General features: G+C 72.3%; 16 protein-coding genes. 10 read left to right on the forward strand and 6 right to left on the reverse strand.

What is annotated here, in order from left to right:
* Window positions 1-81 precede the first annotated feature (81 nt).
* The 3 genes from ACK99Q_RS16290 to ACK99Q_RS16300 all read left to right on the forward strand — a co-directional run bounded on the left by ACK99Q_RS16290 (window position 82) and on the right by ACK99Q_RS16300 (window position 4,683).
* Entirely contained in the window at window positions 82-528 is a 447-nt protein-coding gene (locus tag ACK99Q_RS16290) for an OsmC family peroxiredoxin (RefSeq protein WP_410187155.1), read from the forward strand.
* 146 nt (window positions 529-674) lie between these two features.
* Window positions 675-4,499, forward strand: coding sequence for a multifunctional oxoglutarate decarboxylase/oxoglutarate dehydrogenase thiamine pyrophosphate-binding subunit/dihydrolipoyllysine-residue succinyltransferase subunit (locus ACK99Q_RS16295; RefSeq protein ID WP_410187156.1), 3,825 nt, complete (start codon window positions 675-677; stop codon window positions 4,497-4,499).
* A 7-nt stretch (window positions 4,500-4,506) separates the two neighbouring features.
* Window positions 4,507-4,683, forward strand: coding sequence for a DUF6104 family protein (locus ACK99Q_RS16300; protein ID WP_179425593.1), 177 nt, complete (start codon window positions 4,507-4,509; stop codon window positions 4,681-4,683).
* Between the two features lie 115 nt (window positions 4,684-4,798).
* Here ACK99Q_RS16300 and ACK99Q_RS16305 read toward each other — a convergent pair whose 3' ends face one another.
* The 3 genes from ACK99Q_RS16305 to ACK99Q_RS16315 form a co-directional block, all read right to left on the reverse strand.
* Window positions 4,799-5,767, reverse strand: a complete 969-nt coding sequence (locus tag ACK99Q_RS16305; protein WP_410187157.1) for a zinc-binding dehydrogenase — start codon at window positions 5,765-5,767, stop codon at window positions 4,799-4,801.
* 79 nt (window positions 5,768-5,846) lie between these two features.
* A complete protein-coding gene (locus ACK99Q_RS16310) occupies window positions 5,847-7,061 on the reverse strand; it encodes an NADP-dependent malic enzyme (protein WP_179425597.1) in 1,215 nt (404 codons plus the stop codon).
* A gap of 117 nt (window positions 7,062-7,178) precedes the next feature.
* On the reverse strand, window positions 7,179-7,574 hold the full coding sequence (locus tag ACK99Q_RS16315) for a hypothetical protein (RefSeq protein WP_410187158.1): 396 nt from the start codon (window positions 7,572-7,574) through the stop codon (window positions 7,179-7,181).
* A gap of 179 nt (window positions 7,575-7,753) precedes the next feature.
* Between ACK99Q_RS16315 and ACK99Q_RS16320 the strand changes: the two genes are divergently transcribed.
* Complete coding sequence (locus tag ACK99Q_RS16320; RefSeq protein ID WP_179425600.1) at window positions 7,754-8,005, forward strand: WhiB family transcriptional regulator; 252 nt, start codon at window positions 7,754-7,756, stop codon at window positions 8,003-8,005.
* Between the two features lie 6 nt (window positions 8,006-8,011).
* On the opposite strand, the gene ACK99Q_RS16325 is transcribed toward ACK99Q_RS16320, so the two are convergent.
* Complete coding sequence (locus ACK99Q_RS16325; protein WP_410187159.1) at window positions 8,012-9,406, reverse strand: sensor histidine kinase; 1,395 nt, start codon at window positions 9,404-9,406, stop codon at window positions 8,012-8,014.
* Window positions 9,407-9,457: 51 nt separating this feature from the next.
* Here ACK99Q_RS16325 and ACK99Q_RS16330 point away from each other — a divergent pair, with 51 nt between their 5' ends.
* Complete coding sequence (locus ACK99Q_RS16330) at window positions 9,458-11,146, forward strand: acetolactate synthase (RefSeq protein WP_410187160.1); 1,689 nt, start codon at window positions 9,458-9,460, stop codon at window positions 11,144-11,146.
* A gap of 66 nt (window positions 11,147-11,212) precedes the next feature.
* Here the strand turns inward: ACK99Q_RS16330 and ACK99Q_RS16335 are convergent, their stop codons facing one another.
* Window positions 11,213-12,091, reverse strand: a complete 879-nt coding sequence (locus ACK99Q_RS16335; protein WP_410187161.1) for a siderophore-interacting protein — start codon at window positions 12,089-12,091, stop codon at window positions 11,213-11,215.
* Window positions 12,091-13,071 carry an ABC transporter substrate-binding protein gene (locus ACK99Q_RS16340; RefSeq protein ID WP_410187162.1) on the reverse strand — a complete coding sequence of 327 codons (981 nt, stop codon included), beginning with the start codon at window positions 13,069-13,071 and terminating at the stop codon, window positions 12,091-12,093. Before ACK99Q_RS16340 ends, ACK99Q_RS16335 begins: the two co-directional genes overlap by 1 nt.
* 57 nt (window positions 13,072-13,128) lie before the next feature.
* On the opposite strand from ACK99Q_RS16340, the gene ACK99Q_RS16345 reads away from it, so the two are divergent.
* The 5 genes from ACK99Q_RS16345 to ACK99Q_RS16365 are packed head-to-tail and all read left to right on the forward strand — an operon-like array spanning window position 13,129 to window position 19,518.
* Window positions 13,129-14,160, forward strand: a complete 1,032-nt coding sequence (locus ACK99Q_RS16345; RefSeq protein WP_410187163.1) for a FecCD family ABC transporter permease — start codon at window positions 13,129-13,131, stop codon at window positions 14,158-14,160.
* Window positions 14,157-15,245, forward strand: coding sequence for a FecCD family ABC transporter permease (locus ACK99Q_RS16350; RefSeq protein ID WP_410187164.1), 1,089 nt, complete (start codon window positions 14,157-14,159; stop codon window positions 15,243-15,245). The genes ACK99Q_RS16345 and ACK99Q_RS16350 overlap by 4 nt, the downstream gene beginning before the upstream one ends.
* Window positions 15,238-16,080: an ABC transporter ATP-binding protein gene (locus tag ACK99Q_RS16355; RefSeq protein ID WP_410187165.1), complete on the forward strand. Its 843-nt coding sequence runs from the start codon at window positions 15,238-15,240 to the stop codon at window positions 16,078-16,080. The genes ACK99Q_RS16350 and ACK99Q_RS16355 overlap by 8 nt, the downstream gene beginning before the upstream one ends.
* Window positions 16,073-17,773 carry an ABC transporter transmembrane domain-containing protein gene (locus tag ACK99Q_RS16360; protein WP_410187166.1) on the forward strand — a complete coding sequence of 567 codons (1,701 nt, stop codon included), beginning with the start codon at window positions 16,073-16,075 and terminating at the stop codon, window positions 17,771-17,773. Before ACK99Q_RS16355 ends, ACK99Q_RS16360 begins: the two co-directional genes overlap by 8 nt.
* Window positions 17,770-19,518 carry an ABC transporter ATP-binding protein gene (locus ACK99Q_RS16365; protein ID WP_410187167.1) on the forward strand — a complete coding sequence of 583 codons (1,749 nt, stop codon included), beginning with the start codon at window positions 17,770-17,772 and terminating at the stop codon, window positions 19,516-19,518. Before ACK99Q_RS16360 ends, ACK99Q_RS16365 begins: the two co-directional genes overlap by 4 nt.
* The last annotated feature ends 1 nt before the right edge of the window (window position 19,519 follow it).

A 19,519-nucleotide genomic window follows, 5' to 3' on the forward strand; every position in this document is an offset into this window, starting at 1 on the left:
CCGTGCAGACCCGCCGAAAGGTCGTTAGCGTCGAGAGGGAACCACCACGTGAGCACCAATCCCGAGCCACAGGAGGCCCTCATGCCCACTCGCACCGCACGCACCGCCTGGGACGGCGGCTTCGAGGACGGATCCGGCCAGGTCGAGCTGACGTCGTCCGGCCTGGGCACCTTCGAGATGTCGTTCCCCAAGCGCTCGTCCGACGACGGCGGCGGCGCCACCAACCCCGAGGAGCTCATCGCGGCGGCCCACTCGGCCTGCTACACGATGCAGCTGACCGCGCTGCTGGGTCGCGCGGGCGCCACGGTCAACGCCGTGGAGACGTCGGCCGACGTCACGCTGGGCCCCGATCCCGACGGCGGGTTCCGCATCACCCGCATCAACCTCACCGTGCGCGCCGAGGCCGAGAACATCGACGACGCGGAGTTCCAGCAGGTCGCCGAGGAGGCCAAGGAGACCTGCCCCGTGAGCAAGGCGCTCGACGGCGTCGACGACATGGGTCTCGACGCCACCCTCGAGACGCTCTAGAGCCCCGCGCCGGGTGCCGGCGCCAGGTTACCGACGGGTTCTGCGACCTGCCTGCGTCCCCGTGGGCGAGCGCGTTACCCTGTCTTGAGTCCACCATCCGTGCGCGATCACGCGAGCGATTTTCCCCGGAAGAGGCGATTCAGGCCGTGGCCGAGTCCTCCCCCACCGCGTCGGCGACCGACGCTCCCCACCCCGACTTCGGCAGCAACGAGTGGCTGGTCGAAGAGATGTACGACCAGTTCACCGCCGACCCGTCCTCGGTCGACGCCGAGTGGGCCGACTTCTTCCGCAAGGGCGGCTACGGCGCCAACGGCGCCGCCTCGTCCGAGCAGAGGTCGGCCGGGTCGAAGACGGCCGAGAAGCCCGCCCCGAAGTCCGAGTCCTCCGAGACCCGGACCGACGAGCCGGCGATCGAGCCGTCGCAGCAGCAGGCCGAGAAGCCGGCCACGCCGCAGAAGGCTCCGTCGGCGCGTGCCGCCGAGGAGAAGAACCCGCCGGCGCCGGCCGCCGCCCCGGCCTCGCCGAAGCCGGCCGCCAAGGCCCAGCCCACGAAGGCGCAGCCCGTCGCCGCCAGGTCCGCCGCGCAGGACAAGCCCGCCGAGACCCCCACGGGTCCCGGTGAGGTCGAGAAGGTCGTGCTCAAGGGCGCCTCGGCGCGCACGGCGACCAACATGGACGCCAGCCTCGCGGTTCCCACCGCCACCAGCGTCCGCTCGGTGCCGGTCAAGCTGCTGTTCGACCAGCGCGTCGTCATCAACAACCACCTCGCCCGCGCTCGCGGCGGCAAGGTGTCGTTCACGCACCTCATCGGCTACGCGGTCGTCAAGGCCGTCGCGGCGATGCCCGAGATGAACACCGGCTTCGAGTACAACGAGAAGGGCAAGCCGGTCCAGCTCAACCCCGAGCACGTGAACTTCGGCCTGGCCATCGACGTGCAGAAGGCCGACGGCTCGCGCCAGCTCATGGTGCCGAACATCAAGGCCGCCGAGACGATGGACTTCGCGCAGTTCTGGCGCGGCTACGAGACCATCGTGCGCAAGGCCCGCGACAACAAGCTCGAGGTCAGCGACTTCCAGGGCACCACCGTCAGCCTGACGAACCCGGGCGGCATCGGCACCAACCACTCGGTGCCGCGCCTCATGGCAGGCCAGGGCCTCATCGTCGGCGTGGGCTCGATGGACTACCCGCCGGAGTTCCAGGGCGCGTCCGAGGACACGCTCGCCCAGATGGCCGTCTCCAAGATGATGACGCTGACGTCCACGTACGACCACCGCGTCATCCAGGGCGCCCAGTCGGGCGAGTTCCTGCGTCGCGTGCACCAGCTGCTGCTGGGCGCCGAGGGCTTCTACGACGAGATCTTCACGTCGCTGCGGATCCCCTACGAGCCGATCCGCTGGGCGCAGGACATCTCGGTCCGCCACGACGACGACGTCGACCGTCAGGCGCGCGTCCTCGAGCTGATCCACTCGTTCCGAGTGCGCGGCCACCTCATGGCCGACACGAACCCGCTGGAGTACCGCCAGCGCACCCACCCCGACCTCGACATCGCGTCGCACGGCCTCACCCTGTGGGACCTCGACCGCGAGTTCCCGGTCGGCTCCTTCGGCAAGGCCTCGGGCAAGCGCTTCATGAAGCTGCGCGAGATCCTGGGCATCCTGCGCGACTCCTACGTGCGCACGATGGCCGTGGAGTACATGCACATCCAGGAGCCCGAGGAGCGCAGCTGGTTCCAGGAGCGCCTCGAGCGTCCGCACGTCAAGGAGCCCCGCGACGAGCAGCTGCGCATCCTGCAGAAGCTCAACCAGGCCGAGGCCTTCGAGACCTTCTTGCAGACCAAGTTCGTCGGCCAGAAGCGCTTCAGCCTCGAGGGCGGCGAGACGATGGTTCCGCTGCTCGACGAGATCTGCGAGGGCGCCGCCGCCGACGGCCTCGAGGAGGTCTGCATCGGCATGGCCCACCGCGGCCGCCTCAACGTGCTGGTGAACATCGCCGGCAAGGACCCGGCCAACGTGTTCCGCGAGTTCGAGGGCAACATCGACCCGCGCACCGTCCAGGGCTCGGGCGACGTCAAGTACCACCTGGGCGTCGACGGCGAGTTCACCTCGGTCCGCGGCGACAAGATCAAGGTCTCGGTCGCGGCCAACCCGTCGCACCTCGAGGTCGTCGACCCGGTGCTCGAGGGCATCGCCCGCGCCAAGCAGGACGTGCTGAACCGCGGCGAGGAGTTCCCGGTCCTGCCGGTCCTCGTCCACGGCGACGCGGCGTTCGCCGGCCAGGGCGTCGTCGCCGAGACGCTCAACCTGTCGCAGCTGCGGGGCTACCGCACCGGCGGCACGGTGCACGTCATCGTGAACAACCAGGTCGGCTTCACCACGAGCCCGTCCTCGTCGCGCTCGTCGACCTACTGCACCGACGTCGCGCGCATGGTCCAGGCGCCGATCTTCCACGTGAACGGCGACGATCCCGAGGCCTGCATCCGCGCCGCGCAGCTGGCCTACGAGTACCGCCGCGCGTTCCACAAGGACGTCGTCATCGACCTCGTCTGCTACCGCCGCCGCGGCCACAACGAGGGCGACGACCCGAGCTTCACGCAGCCGCTGATGTACGACACGATCGAGAAGAAGAAGTCGGTGCGCAAGCTGTACACCGAGGCTCTCGTCGGTCGAGGCGACATCACGCTCGAGGAGGCCGAGGAGGCGCTGAAGGACTACCAGAAGCTGCTCGAGCAGAACCTGGCGAAGGTCAAGCAGGCGCAGCACGACCCGGGCTACACGCGCACCCCGGACTACCCGGAGAAGCCGTACGACGAGGAGCTGGTCACCGCGATCAGCGCCGACACGCTCAAGGCCATCTCGGACGCCTACACGAACGTGCCCGACGGCTTCACGGTCCACCCGAAGGTGCTGCCCCAGCTGCAGCGCCGCGCGGCCTCGATCACGGCCGGCCCGATCGACTGGGGCACCGGCGAGATCATCGCCATGGGCTCGCTGCTCGCCGACGGTCGCCCCGTGCGCCTCGTCGGCCAGGACTCGCGCCGCGGCACGTTCACCACGCGCTTCGCCACGATCATCGACCGCAAGGACGGGGCCGAGTGGACCCCGCTGCAGCACGTGGCCGACGAGCAGGCGTCGTTCTACATCTACGACTCGCTGCTCTCGGAGTACGCGGCGCTCGGCTTCGAGTACGGCTACTCCGTGGCCCGTCCCGAGGCGCTCACGATGTGGGAGGCCCAGTTCGGCGACTTCGTGAACGGCGCCCAGTCGGTGATCGACGAGTACATCAGCTCCGGTGAGACCAAGTGGGGCCAGAAGTCGGGCGTCGTCCTGCTCCTGCCGCACGGCTACGAGGGCCAGGGTCCCGACCACTCGTCGGGCCGCATCGAGCGCTTCCTGACGCTCGCCGCGAACGACGAGATGACGATCGCCCAGCCGTCGACGCCCGCGTCGTACTTCCACCTGCTCCGTCGTCAGAACCTGCAGTCGCAGCACCGTCCGCTCATCGTCTTCACCCCGAAGTCGATGCTGCGCAACAAGCTCGCGGCGAGCCAGCCCGACGACTTCACCTCGGGCACGTTCCGCCCGGTGATCGGCGACGACACGGTCGACGCCGAGCGCGTGGAGAAGGTCATCCTCTGCTCCGGCAAGGTGACGTGGGACCTGCTGACCGAGCGCAAGAGCCTCGAGGGCGACAGCCCCCGTACGGCGATCGTGCGCCTCGAGCAGCTCTACCCGCGCCCGCTGGAGGAGATCAAGGAGGAGCTCGCGAGGTACCCCAACGCCCGTGAGATCCGCTGGGTCCAGGACGAGCCCGAGAACCAGGGCCCGTGGCCGCACGTCGCGCTGTACCTGCGCGACGCGCTGGGTCTGCCGATGACGCAGGTCACCCGCCCGGAGTCCTCGGCTCCGTCGGTGGGCTCGCACTCGGTGCACGTCACCGAGTTCAAGGACCTGATGAACCGCGCGTTCGCCTGATCGGTCGATGTACTTCACCGACCGGGGCATCGAGGAGCTGGCGGCCCGCCGCGGCGAGGAGGAGGTCTCCTTCGCCTGGCTGGCCGAGCAGCTGTCGATCTTCGTCGACCTGAACCCCGAGTTCGAGGTGCCCGTCGAGCGGCTCGCCACCTGGCTGGCCCGCCTCGACGACGACGAGGACTAGCCCGACCCGCACGACCCCGCACCGCCCCGCCACCCGCGAGTGGCGCAGAACGGCCCGCCACTCGACGAGTGGCGGGCCTTCTTGCGCCACTCGACGTTGGCCGGGCGGCGCGGGCTCAGCGGGTCAGGACGATCTTGCCGAAGACGTCGCCGTCGATGACGCGCTGGAGGCCGTGCGCGGCGTCCTCCATGGCGATCTCCGCGTCGATGAGCGGCTTGGTGCCCGTGACGTCCATGAACTCGGCGAGGCGGCGCAGCTCGTCGCGGGTGCCCATCGTGGAGCCGTGGACGCGCATCTGCTGGAAGAAGATGCGGGTCAGCTCGGCGTGCGAGGGGGCGTCGCCCGACGTGGCGCCGGAGATGACGATCGTGCCGCCGGGGCGCATCGCGCGGACCGAGTGCGACCACGTGGCCGCGCCGACGGTCTCCATGACTGCGTCGACCTTGACGGGCAGCCGCGCACCGGACTCGAAGACCTCATGAGCGCCGATCTCGAGGGCACGACGGCGCTTGTCCTCGTCGCGGCTGGTGGCGAACACGCGGAAGCCCGCGGCCCGGGCCAGCGTGATCGCCGCGGTGGCCACGCCGCCGCCCGCGCCCTGGACGAGCACGGAGTCGCCGGGGTGCAGGTCCGCCTGCGTGAAGAGCATGCGGTAGGCCGTGAGCCAGGCCGTGGGCAGGCACGCGGCCTCGGCCATCGACAGCCCCTCGGGCTTCGGGACCACGTTGCGCCGCGGGACCGCGACCTTCTCCGCGAACGTGCCCTGATGGCGCTCCGACAGCAGCGAGCGCCGCGGGTCGAGCGTCTCGTCGCCGATCCAGTCCGGGTCGCTGATGACCGCGTGCACGATGACCTCGTTGCCGTCCTCGTCGAAGCCCGCGGCGTCGCAGCCCAGGATCATCGGCAGCGACTCCTCGCGCAGGCCGACGCCGCGCAGGCTCCACACGTCATGGTGGTTGATCGACGCGGCCTTCACCGTGACCGTGGTCCAGCCGTCGGGGACCACCGGATCGGGTCGCTCCCCCACGACCAGGCCGTCCAGGGGGCTCTGCTTGTCCATCGAGGCGGCGTACACGGCGAACACGGGCGATCTCCTGGGGTCGGACGGCAACTACCGCTGCGACCCTAACCGGGTCCCGTCGTGCCCGCCCGCGAGGGGGTGATCAGTACGGGCGGCGCGCGAGGCCGTCGCGGCGCGCGGTGTCCGTCACGGCGCGGGCCACGGCCTGCGAGACCCGCGGATCGAACGGCGACGGGATGATGTGCGTCTCGGTCAGCTCGTCCTCGTCCACGAGGTCGGCGATCGCGCGCGCGGCCGAGAGCTTCATCGACTCGGAGATCTCGGTGGCCCGCACGTCGAGGGCGCCGCGGAAGATGCCCGGGAAGACCAGCACGTTGTTGAGCTGGTTCGGGAAGTCCGAGCGGCCGGTCGCCACGATCCGCGCGTGCCGGTGGGCGACGTCCGGGTGCACCTCGGGGTTCGGGTTCGCCAGCGCGAAGATGATCGCGTCGGGGGCCATGCGCGCGACGGCCTCCTCGGGGACCGTGCCGCCCGAGACGCCGATGTAGACGTCGGCGCCGTCGAGAGCGTCGGCGATGGTGCCGGGCCGGGCCCAGCCCGACGTCTCCTGCGCCAGCCACTGCTTGACCTCGTTGAGGTCGTCGCGCTCAGGCGTGATGACGCCGGCGCGGTCGGTGACGCTGATCTTGCGCACGCCGGCCGAGCGCAGGATCTTCGTGATCGCCACGCCCGCGGCGCCGGCGCCGGAGATGACGACCTTGACCTCGTCGGGCTCGCGGTCGGTGAGGCGCAGCGCGTTGTAGAGGCCCGCCAGCACCACCACGGCCGTGCCGTGCTGGTCGTCGTGGAAGACGGGGATGTCGAGGCGCTCGATGAGGCGGCGCTCGATCTCGAAGCAGCGCGGGCTCGAGATGTCCTCGAGGTTGACGCCGCCGAACGTGGGCGCCAGGCGCACGATCGTCTCGACGATCTCGTCGGTGTCGGTGGTGTCCAGCGCGATCGGCATGGCGTCGACGCCGCCGAACTGCTTGAACAGGATCGCCTTGCCCTCCATCACGGGCATCGCGGCGGCCGGGCCGATGTCGCCCAGGCCGAGGACGGCGGTGCCGTCGGTGATGACCGCGACGGTGTTGCCGACCCACGTGTACTGGTGCGCGACCTCAGGGTCGGCGGCGATCGCCTCGCAGACCTTCGCGACGCCGGGCGTGTAGGCCAGCGACAGGTCGTCGGCGTTCCCCACGGGTACCGTCGACGTGACCTCCATCTTGCCGCCGCGGTGCAGCGAGAACACGGGATCGTCGTCGTCGGTGAGCGTCATGAGCAGGTCGGTGTCGATCGGGTCGATGTGGGTGGACATGGTTCCTCGCGCAGCAGGGGGTGATCAGGTGCGGGCGGCGCCGATCCGGCTGCCGGGTGCGGTGTCGTGCCGCGGGTGAGGACGGGGTGTGCCCCACCGTCCAGTCTCCCACACGGGTCATTCCCCGTGGTCGTCGGCCAGCGCCCGCCGCGCCGGGCCGGTGGCCAGGCAGCCGAGCACGACCAGCGCCGAGACCGCGATCGCGATCCCGACGGCGCGGTTGTCGCCGGTGTTCGCATCGGGGTTGCGCAGGGACCACGCCAGCCCCAGGCCGATCAGCTGGGCGACCACCACGGGTCCGCGGGCGACGTGGGCGCCGCGCACGAGGCCCACGGCCGCGGCCACGAGGCCGGCGCCGAGCAGCAGCAGGAGCACCCCGATGCCCAAGCCCACGGCGATGCGTCCGGGGACGAGTCCGGTCAGGTCGAGCACCGCCAGGGCGACGAAGACCAGGCCCTGGAGGGCGACGACGACGGCGGCGATCCCGAGGGGGATGCGGGAGGACACAGGCACGCGCTCAGGCTAACGCGGCGTGAATGCAAGCATTTTCCACGTTACGAATATGTGACGTTTCCCTCAGGATCAGTCCGGGTACATCTGTTGTGGAGTGCGCAGAACCTTGCAAAACTGGTCGAGCGTGCGCCGCGGCGTACTCGATCCCCCCACGTAAGCAGCCCTAAGGAGTCATCCGCATGGATTGGCGTCATCGTTCGGCCTGTCTGGACGAAGATCCCGAACTGTTCTTCCCGATCGGCAACACGGGCCCGGCGATCCTCCAGGTGGAGGAGGCCAAGCTGGTGTGCCGACGGTGCGATGTTCGCGACCAGTGCCTGCAGTGGGCCCTCGAGTCGGGCCAGGACCACGGCGTGTGGGGTGGCCTCAGCGAGGACGAGCGTCGCGCTCTCAAGCGCCGCAACGCCCGCGCCCGCATCAAGACCGCCTGATCGTCCTCAGAGGCTGAAGGCGATCGTCACGGTCGTGCCGCCCGACGGCATCGACTCGTAGTCGAGGTCGCCCTTCAGCTCGCCACGCACCAGCGTGGACACGATCGACAGCCCCAGGCTCAGCGTCGGGTCGAAGTCGTCCGGCAGCCCCCGTCCGTCGTCACTCACCCTCAGCCGGATCCGTCCGCGGATCCGGTTGACGGCCAGTGTCACGCGCCCGCCCTCGGGTCCGAAGGCGTGCTCGGCAGCATTCTGCACCAGCTCGGTCAGCGTCATCGCCAGCGGGGTCGCGATCTCGGCGGGCACCAGCCCGAACGAGCCGACCCGCTCGGCCTTCACCACGCCACCGCCGACGTCCAGCACGGTGCGCAGCAGCGTGTCGGCGATCGCGTCGAACTCCACCGACTCGTCGAAGGACTGGCTCAGCGTCTCGTGCACGAGCGCGATCGAGCCCACCCGTCGCTCGGCCTCCTGCAGCGCCTCGCGCGCCGCGGGGATCTCCATCCGCCGGCTCTGGAGCCGCAGCAGTGCCGCGACGGTCTGGAGGTTGTTCTTCACCCGGTGGTGGATCTCACGGATCGTGGCGTCCTTCGACACCAGCTCGCGCTCGCGCAGTCGCAGCTCGGTCACGTCGCGCAGCAGGATGAGCGAGCCCGTGGCCGCTCCCCCGCTGCGCAGCGGCATGATCCGCAGCAGCATCGACGCGCCCGTCGCCTCGATCTCGGCCTCGGTCTCGCCGGCCCCGAAGAGGGTGGCGAAGGGCCGGTCGGCGTCGTTGCCGATGAGGTGGGTCGTCACGTCGATGAGGTCGGCGCCCTGGAGGTCGCCCACGTAGCCGAGCCGCCGGTACGCCGACAGCGCGTTGGGGCTCGCGTACAGCACGCGACCCTCGGCGTCGGTGCGGACGAAGCCGTCGCCCACGCGCAGCGAGTCGGCCAGCTCCGACGGCACGCCCGGCAGCGGGAACTCGCCACGCTGGATCATCTCGAAGAGCTCGTCGCTGGCGCGCTGGTACGCCGACTCGAGCGCGCTCGCGGTGCGACGGTCGGTGACGGGACGGCGCTTGACGATGACGCCGATGCGGCGGCCCGCCCACCGCACCGGCACGGCGGCCTGCGTGATGGAGGTGCCGTCGACCAGCTGCTCGTCCCCGACCGAACTGAGGTCGCGCGGGACGAAGGTGCCCACGACGTCCTCCAGCAGCGTGGTCGGGCCCGTCGTCGGGCGAATCTGCGCCGCGGCCCACATGCCCTTCTCCTCCGCGTCCTCCACCCACAGCACGAGGTCGCTGAACGAGAGGTCGGCGACGATCTGCCAGTCGGTGACCAGCAGCTGGAGCCGGTCGATCTGCGCCGTGGTCAGCGCGGTCTGCGCGTCGGCGATGTCTTCGAAGGAGGGCACGTTCCGAGCCTAGGGCTCCGCTGGAAGCGACTCGCGGGTAACCTGCGTCACATGACCGAAGACCAGCAGCAGGACGCCGCGTTCCCCGAGCCCACCGGGCCGCACGGTGGCCACCACGCACTCGACGTCGCGCGGGCCCACGGAGCCGAGGCGATGTTCACCCTTTCGGGCGCCCACATCTTCCCGATGTACGACGCCGCCGTGAAGTCCGACGAGCCGATGCCGATCATCGACGTGCGCCACGAGCCCTCCGCGGTCTTCGCCGCCGAGGCGATCGGCAAGCTCACGCGCACGCCCGGCCTGGCGGTGCTGACCGCCGGCCCCGGCGTGACGAACGGCGTGAGCCCGGTGGCGCAGGCCTACTTCTCCGGCGCTCCCCTCGTGGTCGTCGGCGGCCGCGCCGCGCAGTCGACGTGGGGCACCGGCACGCTGCAGGAGCTCGACCACCCGCCGATCTTCGAGACCATCACGAAGTCCGCCACGACGGCCAAGAGCCTGGCCGACATCGCGCCGGTGGTCGACGAGGCTTTCACCCTCGCCGGCTCGTCGCACCGCGGACCCACGTTCGTCGACATCCCGATGGACGAGTTCTTCAACTCCGGCCCGGTCACGCACGTGTCCAGCGGCCCCTCGACCGAGCGGATCGAGCCCGACCCCGACGCCGTCGCCTCGGTCGTGCGCCTGCTCGCCGAGTCCCGGCGTCCGGTCGTGATCCTGGGCAGCGACGTGTGGTCCGACCACGCCGAGGAGGCCGCCCTGCGCTTCGTGCAGGAGTCCGGCATCCCCGCGATCGCCAACGGCATGGGCCGCGGCATCGTCCCCGGCGGTCACCCGAACCTCGTCACGAAGGCGCGCTCGAAGGCGCTCGGCACCGCCGACCTCGTCGTGGTCGTCGGCACCCCGCTGGACTTCCGCCTCGGCTTCGGCCGGTTCGGCGGCAAGGAGGGCGGCGACCCCGCCGTCACGGTCCACATCGGCGACTCCCCCGGCCAGGTCTCGACCCACGCGTCGCTCGGCGCGTCGGCGGCCGGTGACCTCACCACGATCTTCGACGCGCTCCTGCAGGGACTCCAGTCCGGCACCAGCCGACCCGACTGGTCGCCGTGGCTGAGCGAGCTGCAGGACGTCGTCGCGGCGGCCGTCCAGCGCGACGCGGCGCTGCTGACCGCCGAGGCCGACCCGATCCACCCCGCGCGGATCTACGGGGAGCTGCTGCCGCGGCTGGCCGACGACGCGGTCGTGATCGGCGACGGCGGCGACTTCGTGTCGTTCGCGGGCAAGTTCGTCGAGCCGCAGCGGCCCGGCGGCTGGCTCGACCCGGGCCCGTACGGCTGCCTCGGCGCCGGACTGGGCGCGGCGATGGCGGCCCGGATCGCGCGGCCCTCCAGCCAGGTCGTCCTGCTGATGGGCGACGGCGCCGCGGGCATGTCGATCATCGACGTCGACACGCTGGTGCGCCATAACCTGCCGGTCGTCATGGTGGTGGGCAACAACTCCGCCTGGGGCCTCGAGAAGCCCCCGATGCAGATGCTCTACGGCTACGACGTCGCGGCCGACCTCGCCCCGAACACGCGTTACGACCAGGTGGTCCAGGCGCTCGGTGGCGGCGGCGAGTTCGTGACCGACCCGAAGGAGATCGGCCCGGCGCTCGACCGTGCCTTCGCCTCGGGCGTGCCGTACCTGGTCAACGTCGCCACCGACGTGAACGCGCTCTACCCGCGCAACACGATGGGCGTCTGAGCCGCACCACGCGACAGGGCCGCCCGGGGATCTCCCGGGCGGCCCTGTCACGTCCCCGAGGGCGTCTCAATGCGTGTGCTCCCGGCGGAGCAGGTGGTCGAGCCGGTGCTTCGCCTCGCCGACGATCCGCGCCGACAGCGCCGTGGGCACGCCGCTGTCCTTGCCACGGCGCCAGTACCCGCCGATGTCGCTGTCGTGCTTGACGAAGCCGTGGGCGCGCGCCCACCGCCGGACGGGCTTGATGCAGCCCGCCTCGCCCTGCGCGAAGACGTAGACGTGCTCGCCCTCGGGCAGCTCGATCGCCTCCGCGAAGTCGCCGAGCAGCGACGTCGAGCCGGCCGGGGCGCCCTGGCGCGAGAGCCAGTGCAGGCTGACGCCCTCGGGCACCTTCACGTCCTGGCGCTCGGCGTCCCCGTGGATCTCCACGGCGGCGACGCCCCGCGTGCCCGGCGGCAGCTCCTCGATCCAACGGGCGATCGCCGGCAGCGCGGTCTCGTCGCCGAGCAGGACGTGGAACCCGAACTCGGGCGGGACCACCAGGTCGGGACGCGGCCCCGCCACCCAGATCGTCGACCCGACGGGCGCGTTCTGGGCCCACTCGGACGCCAGGCCGCCGGCGTGCACCACGAAGTCGATGTCGATCTCGCGCGCCGCGGCGTCGTACCGCCGGATCGTGTAGTCGCGGGTGGGCGGGAACGGCCGCGGCCAGTCGAGGTGGTCGCCGTCCTGCGTCGGGTACCGGGTGACGCCGGTGTCCGGGTCGGGGAAGACGAGCTTCACGTGCTCGTGCGGCACGTGGCTCTCGAACCCGTCGAGCTGGGGACCGCCCAGCGTCACCCGCACCATCCGCGGGGTGACGTAGGCGCGACCCAGCACCGACAGCTGCCGGATCTTGATGTCGAACTCGGGCCAGTAGCTGCGGGGGCCCTCGACGGTCTCGGTCATCAGCGGGCCTTCTCGAGCGTCTCGAGCGCGGCCCGCAGGTCGTCGACCTGCTTCTGCGCGGCGTCGAACGTGTAGATCGTGCCCGAGGTCAGCGGGAAGGCGTGGCCGTCCTTCACCGCGGGCAGCCGCTTGAACGAGGCCTCCTCGAGGATCGTGTCGACGCCGGACAGGGTGCTGCCGTCGTAGTTGACGTCGTAGAACAGCGCCGACTGGTCGGCGAGGCTCGCCAGGTTCTCGCGGGTCAGCTCCTCGGCGTACCGCTCGGGATCGTTCGTGTAGGTCGGGTTGTACGTGAAGCCGGCCTTGTCCAGGCGCTCGTAGGTGAGCGACTTGCTGGTGTCGACCCAGATCGAGCTGCCGTCGTACTCGCTGCCGACCGACGTGACCTGTCCGAGGTCGGCGAGGGTGTCGGCGTGGTCCTCCGCGACCTTCGCCAGCTGGGCGTCGAGCTCGTCGTTGCGCTCCTCGAAGTCGGTCGACAGGCCGAGCACGTCGGCGACCTTCGGGTAGTTGGCCCACACGTCGGTCGGCTCGGCGATCTTGAAGATCACGGTCGGCGCGACCTCCTGGAGGGGCTCGTAGTCGATCTCGAGACCGCCGTGGTCCATGCCCACGATGAGGTCCGGCTTCAGCGCGATGACCTTCTCGACGTCGACGCCCTCGAACGTGCCGACGGTCGGGACGTCGTCGACCTTCGCGAAGGCCTCCGTCCCCAGCTCCTCCTCCAGCAGCTCTCCGTCGAGCTGGCCCACCGGGGTGACCCCCAGGTCGGCGACCTCGGAGCCGGTGCGCCACAGGACCACGACCCGCTCGGGCTTGACGGGGACGTCCTCGACGTCGCCCAGGAACGTGTCGGTGATCGTGCGCGTCTCGCCGCCGGCGGCGGCCGGGTCGGTGTCGTCGGTGCTGCCGCACGCGGCGAGTCCGAGCGAGAGGGCCGCCGCCAGGGCGACGGTGCGGACGAGGCGGAACTGGCTCATGGAACCTCCGGAAGGGTCGTGGTGGGCTCGTGCGGAGGTTAGGCTAGCCTGACCTTCGTGCTCGTCGTCACCGCGCCCCCCTCGACGCCTCGCCGGTCCCACCGGACCTGGCTCGTGCTCGCGGCCCTCCTGGCGCTGCTGCTGGTGGCTTTCCTGGCGAGCCTCGCGTTCGGCAGCCGCGCGATCCCCTTCGGCGACGTCATGGCCGCGATCCTCACGGACGTCGACTCCGACGACGCCACCGTCATCACCTCCCAGCGGCTCCCGCGCAACCTCGTCGCCGTGCTCGCCGGTGTGGCGCTCGGCGTCGCCGGAGCGCTCATGCAGGGCCACACGCGCAACCCGCTCGCCGACCCGGGACTGTTCGGGGTCAACGCGGGCGCGGCCTTCGCCGTCGCCCTGCTCGCATTCGTCGCCGGCTCCAGCTCCCCCGCCGCCCAGACGGTCGCGGCGCTGATCGGCGCGGCCGTCGTGTCGGTCCTCGTGTTCGTCACCGGACTGGGCTCGATGCGCGGCGGTGCGCTCGTGATGGTCGCGATCCTCGGCACGACGCTGTCGTCGCTGTTCGCCTCGCTGGCCACCGCCCTGCAGCTGCTGGACCGCGAGTCGCTCGACGCGTCCCGCTACTGGGAGGTGGGCTCCGTCGCCGGGCGCGACACCAGCCTGCTGTGGGCCATCGTGCCGCTCGTGGCGCTGGGACTCGTGCTCGCCGCGGTCAACGGCTTCGCGCTCGACGCGCTGGCCCTCGGCGACGACGTCGCGCAGGGCCTGGGGCACGACGTCCGGCGCACCCGGATCGCCGGCATCACCGCGATCGCGCTCCTCGCCGGGCCCGTGACCGCCCTGTGCGGCCCGATCGGCTTCCTCGGACTCGTCGCCCCGCACGCGGCCCGGGTCCTCACGGGTCACGACTACCGGCGCCTCGTGCCGTTCGCGGGGATCATCGGCGCGATCCTGCTGCTCGCGGCCGACACCGCCGGCCGTGTCGTCGCCTTCCACGGCGAGCTGCAGGCGGGCATCGTGATGTCCGCGATCGGTGCGCCCGTGCTCATCGCCCTGACCCGTCGTCGCCGGATGGTCTCGCTGTGAGCGCCACGACCACGGCACGCCCGCCGGTCCCCACGCGTCGGCGCACCACGCTCGCGCTCGGTCCCGTGGGCCTCGCGCTGCCCCGCCGCGTCTGGGTGACGTCCCTGGCCGTGATCGGCGTGCTGGTGGCCGCGACCGTCGCGGCGCTCTTCCTCGGCACCCTCGCGTTCGGCGCCGACCGCGTCGCCGCGACCCTCCTGGGCACCGGCACCCGCATCGAGCAGCTGGTGATCGTCGAGGGCCGGCTGGTCCGCGCCGTCGGCGCCCTGCTCGTCGGCTTCGGGCTCGGGATGTCGGGCGCGCTCACCCAGAGCATCACCCGCAACCCCATCGCGAGCCCCGACATCCTCGGCGTCACCGCGGGGGCGAGCGCGGTCGCGGTCTACTTCGTGACCAGCCCGGACACCGGACTGGGACCCTCGGACGCCTCGGCCACCTCGATCCTCACGCCCGCAGCCCTGCTCGGTGGCCTGCTGACGACGGCGCTGATCCTGGCGCTGGCCTGGCGCGGCGGCTTCGACGGCATGCGGCTGGTGCTGGTCGGCCTCGGCGTGAACGCGGTCGCCCTGGCCGCGATCAGCTGGATGATGACGCGCGCCACCACCGACGGCGCCGCCGTGGCCGCCCGGTGGCTGAGCGGCTCGGTCGCGGGCATGAAGGCCGAGGACCTCGCGCTGGTCGCCCCCGTCGTGCTGGCCGGAACCGTCGCCTGCCTGGCGCTCGGCCGCTCGGTCGCGAGTCTGCGGGTCGGGCGCGACGTCGCCGCCTCGCTGGGCGTGCGCACCGGACGCACCGAGCTCGCGGCGCTGGGCGTCGCGGTCGTGGCGGCCTCGGTGGTCACCGCCGTCGCCGGGCCGATCGGCTTCGTGGCCTTCGTCGCTCCCCAGGCCGCGCTGCGCCTCTTCCGCACGGCGGGACCCTCGCCCTTCGCCGCCGGCCTCGTCGGCGCCGCCATGCTCCTGCTGTCCGACCTGGTGGCCCAGCACCTGCTGTTCCCGCTCCCGGTCGGGGTCGTCACCTCGGTCGTCGGCGCTCCCTGCCTGCTCCTGCTGATCGTCACCCACCTGCGGAGGTCGAGTGTCTAGTCCCACCACCCGCACGGCACCCAGCGCGGTCCGTGCCCCGAGCACTCCCCCGACCTCGGCGATCCGCGCCACCGGGCTGCACTCCGGGTACCGCGGCCGCAGCGTCGTCCGCGGCGTCGACCTCGACGTCCCCGCGGGGCTGATCACGTCGATCATCGGGCCCAACGGCTGCGGGAAGTCGACCTTGGTCAAGACGCTGGGCCGGCTGCTGGCGCCCACCGCGGGCCGGGTGGAGCTGGGCGGAGAGCCCCTCGACTCGCTGCGGCCGCGCCAGATCGCCCAGCGGCTCGCGATCCTCCCGCAGAACCCCGTCGCCCCGGAGGGCCTGGTCGTCCGCGACCTCGTGGCACGCGGGCGCCAGCCGCACCAGCCCTGGTACCGCCAGTGGTCAGCGGCCGACGACCAGATCATCGATGACGCGATGGCCGCGACGGGCGTCCTCGACCTGGCCGACCGCGCGCTCGACGAGCTCTCGGGCGGCCAGCGCCAGCGCGCGTGGATCGCGATGAGCCTGGCCCAGCAGACCGACCTGCTGCTGATGGACGAGCCGACCACGCACCTCGACCTGGCCCACGCGGTCGAGGTCCTCGACCTCGTGGTCGACCTGTGCCGCACCACGAGCCGCACCGTCGTGATGGTGCTGCACGACCTGAGCCTCGCGGCGCGCTACAGCGACCACCTCGTGGTGGTCCGAGATGGTCGGGTGCACGCCGAGGGCGCCCCGGCCGACGTCGTCACGCCCGCGCTCCTGCACGAGGTCTTCGGCCTCTCGGCGCACGTGTTCGCCGACCCCGTCGACGGCCTGCCGACGGTCCTGCCGGTCAGCCATGCCTGAGGACGCTGCCGCGCCCCGCACCGGACCCGCGCTCATCCGCCGCGCGCTGCGGCGCCACCGAAGACTCCTCGCCTGCGGGTATCCGCTCATCCTGTGCTGGCAGCTGAGCGAGACGCTCGTGCCGGTCGTCATCGGCTTCGTCGTCGACCACGGCATCGCCACGAGTGACGGCCGGCGGCTGGTCGAGTCGCTGCTCGTCCTCGTGGTCCTGTTCCTCGTGCTCGCCAGCGCGTACCGCTTCGGCAGCCGGTTCGTCGTCCGCGCCATCGAGACCGAGGGCCACCTGCTGCGGCTCGAGATCGCCGGGCACGTCCTGCATCCGCGGGGTGCGCGCACCGACCTGCTGCCCGGTGAGGTGCAGGCGCTGGCCACCTCCGACGCGGCCCTCGTGCCGATGGTGTTCCGGCAGCTCGGCTTCGCCGTCGCATCGCTCACCAGCATCGTCGCGGTCGCGACCTATCTCATGGTCGTCGACGTCCTGGTGGGCCTGCTGGTACTGGTGGGCGTCCCCGCCGTGCTCGTGCTCGTGCAGGCGGTCACGCCCCTCGTGGCCCGGCGGACCGAGACCCAGCAGGAGCGCACCGCCGCCGCGACCGGCCTCGCCGCCGACCTCGTCCAGGGCCTGCGCCCGCTCAAGGGCATCGGCGGCGAGCGCACCGCCCTCGCGCGCTACCGCCTCCGCAGCCGCGAGGCGGCGGACGCGACGATCGGCCTCGCCCGGTCCTGGGGACTGCTCGGCGGTCTGACCACCGGCCTGAGCACCAGCCTGCTGGCCGCCGTCACGCTGGTCGCCGGCACGGCCGCGATCGAGGGCCGGATCACCCTGGGCGAGCTGGTGGCGATCGTCGGACTCACCCAGTTCCTCGCCGAGCCGATCAACGCCCTGGGCGACCTCAGTGCCCAGTTCGCCAGCTCGCGCGCGGCCGCCGGCCGCATCAGCCGGTTCCTCCAGACGCCCCGGCTGGTCTCGGTCGGCGACGCCCGTCCCGACCAGGCAACGGCGGTGGTCCTCCACGACGTCGCAGCCGGACCCCTCCGCTCACTCTCGCTCGCGACCCACGACGGGGAGGTCCTGGCCGTCACGGTGGACGACCCCGCCGTCGGCGACGCACTGCTGGCGGTGCTCGCCGGCGAGCGCACGGTCGACCGCGGCCGCGCCACCGTCGGCGGCGCCGACGTGACGCGACTCGACCTGGCGGCCCGACGCGCGCTCCTCACGGTGGCGCCGCACCACACCACGATCTCCGAGGGCACGCTGCGATCGGTCGTCGATCCCGAGGCGAAGCTGCCGCCCGAGACCCTGACGGCCGTGCTGGAGGCCTCCGCCGCCGAGGACGTCGTCGCCCTGCACGAGGACGGGCTCGACCGCCGCGTCCGCGCCGACGGCAGCACGCTCTCCGGAGGCCAGCGCCAGCGGCTGGCGCTGGCCCGCGCGCTGGCGCTGGACAGCCCGGTGCTCGTGCTGCACGACCCCACGAGCGCGGTCGACGCCGTCACCGAGCACACCGTCGCCGAGGGACTCGTCCGGCTGAGGCGACGCCCCGGCCGCTGCACCGTCGTGGTGACCAGCAGTCCCGCGTTGCTGCAGGCTGCCGACCGCGTCGCCGTCGTCCGCGACGGCCGAGTCGTGTCGGTCGCCATGCACACGACGCTGCTGGCCGACGCCGGCTACCGCGAGCAGGTGCTGCGATGACGGCCGAGCGCGTGCTCCTCCCCGTCGCGACCGGACGGGCCACCGCGCGCCGGTCGTGGGCGCTCGTGCGCGGCCGCGGCGGCTGGCTGTCCGTCACGGTCGGGGCGTTCCTCGTCGCGGGTGCCGCGGGCGTCGTCCCCGTCCTCATGATCGGTCGGGTCGTCGACGCCGCCGAGTCCGGCGGCGATCGCGGCGACGTCGTCCGCGCCGTGACGTGGATCCTCGTCGCCGGTGCCGTCGCAGCGGTCGCGACCGCCCTGTCCACCGCAGCGCTCGCCCGCGCGGTCGCGCCGTCGCTGGCCCGGCTGCGCGAGGACGTGCTCGACCGGGCGCTGCACCTCGACACCGAGCGGATCGAGGCGGCCGGCATCGGCGACGTCGTGTCGCGGGTCGGCGACGACGTCCGTCAGGTCACCGAGTCCCTCGACGAGGCGGTGCCGGCGACCCTCTCGTCCGTCGTCACCCTGGGCTTCACCCTCGGCGGTCTGTTCACGCTGGACTGGCGACTCGGCGTCGCCGGGCTGGCCGCGACGCCGTTCTACGCGGGCGCCGTCCGCTGGTACCTCCCGCGCTCGGGACCGATGTACCGCGAGGAGCGCCGCGCGCAGGGCGAGCGGGCCGATGCCCTCGTCACGGGCGTCCAGGGCGCGACCACGCTGCGTGCCTTCGCCCGCGAGCAGCCCGCCCTCGATCGCATCGAGAGCACCTCCGGTGCCGCCGTGGACGTGGCCCTGCGCGTATTCGTCATGTTCACGCGCTTCGGCTTCCGCATGAACCTGTCCGAGCTCGTCGGGCTGGCGGCCGTGCTGGCGGCGGGCTTCTGGACCGTGCGCTCCGGCGCCGGGTCCGTCGGCGACGCGACGGCCGCCGCCCTGTTCTTCCACCGGCTGTTCAACCCGATCGGCGCGCTGCTGTTCCTGTTCGACACCGTGCAGGCGGCGGGCGCGGCCCTGACCCGTCTCGTCGGCGTCGCCGACCTGCCCGCGCCCGACCCCGCGACGCTGGAGCCCCGCGACGCGACCCTCGAGCTCACCGGCGTGCACCACGCCTACGAGGCGGGACACCTCGTGCTCGCACCGGTCTCGCTGCGCGTGGAGCAGGGGCGCACCGTGGCCCTCGTCGGCGCGACGGGTGCCGGCAAGACCACCCTCGGGGCGATCGCGGCCGGTGCCCTGCGCCCGACCGGTGGCCGCGTGCTGCTCGGTGGACAGGAGGTGCACGAGGTCGCCGAGTCGCAGGCGCGCCGCCACATCGCGCTGGTGACCCAGGAGGTCCACGTGTACGCCGGCACGGTCCGCGACAACCTGCTGCTCGCGCGCCCTGACGCGACCGACGACGAGCTCTGGTCGGCGCTCGACGCCGGCAGCGCCCGCGAGTGGGTCGCCGCGCTGCCGTCCGGCCTCGACACCGTGGTCGGCGCGCACGGACACGCGCTCACCGCCCACCAGGCCCAGCACCTCGCCCTCGCCCGCGTCGACCTGGCCGACCCCACCCTCGTGGTCCTCGACGAGGCCACCGCCGAGGCCGGGTCGTCGGGCGCGCGCGACCTCGAGCGGGCGGCCGCCCGGGTGCTCGAGGGCCGCTCCGCGCTCGTGATCGCGCACCGGCTCACCCAGGCCCGCGACGCCGACCTCGTCCTCGTGCTGCACGACGGCGTCGTGGTGGAGCAGGGCACCCACGACGAGCTGGTGGCGCACGACGGCCGCTACGCCGCGCTCTGGCACGCCTGGTCGGCGCGCGGGTGAG

It is taken from the genome of Aeromicrobium sp. MLTX1, from assembly GCF_046452335.1.
Taxonomy (GTDB): Bacteria; Actinomycetota; Actinomycetes; order Propionibacteriales; family Nocardioidaceae; genus Aeromicrobium.

What these genes read in the sequence shown, in the direction of transcription:
- ACK99Q_RS16310 (WP_179425597.1), bottom strand. Translation starts at nt 7,061, where the DNA reads ATGTCCACCCACATCGACCCGATCGACACCGACCTGCTCATGACGCTC.
- ACK99Q_RS16300 (WP_179425593.1), top strand. Translation starts at nt 4,507, where the DNA reads ATGTACTTCACCGACCGGGGCATCGAGGAGCTGGCGGCCCGCCGCGGC.
- ACK99Q_RS16340 (WP_410187162.1), bottom strand. Translation starts at nt 13,071, where the DNA reads ATGAGCCAGTTCCGCCTCGTCCGCACCGTCGCCCTGGCGGCGGCCCTC.
- ACK99Q_RS16330 (WP_410187160.1), top strand. Translation starts at nt 9,458, where the DNA reads ATGACCGAAGACCAGCAGCAGGACGCCGCGTTCCCCGAGCCCACCGGG.
- ACK99Q_RS16365 (WP_410187167.1), top strand. Translation starts at nt 17,770, where the DNA reads ATGACGGCCGAGCGCGTGCTCCTCCCCGTCGCGACCGGACGGGCCACC.
- ACK99Q_RS16360 (WP_410187166.1), top strand. Translation starts at nt 16,073, where the DNA reads ATGCCTGAGGACGCTGCCGCGCCCCGCACCGGACCCGCGCTCATCCGC.
- ACK99Q_RS16290 (WP_410187155.1), top strand. Translation starts at nt 82, where the DNA reads ATGCCCACTCGCACCGCACGCACCGCCTGGGACGGCGGCTTCGAGGAC.
- ACK99Q_RS16320 (WP_179425600.1), top strand. Translation starts at nt 7,754, where the DNA reads ATGGATTGGCGTCATCGTTCGGCCTGTCTGGACGAAGATCCCGAACTG.
- ACK99Q_RS16335 (WP_410187161.1), bottom strand. Translation starts at nt 12,091, where the DNA reads ATGACCGAGACCGTCGAGGGCCCCCGCAGCTACTGGCCCGAGTTCGAC.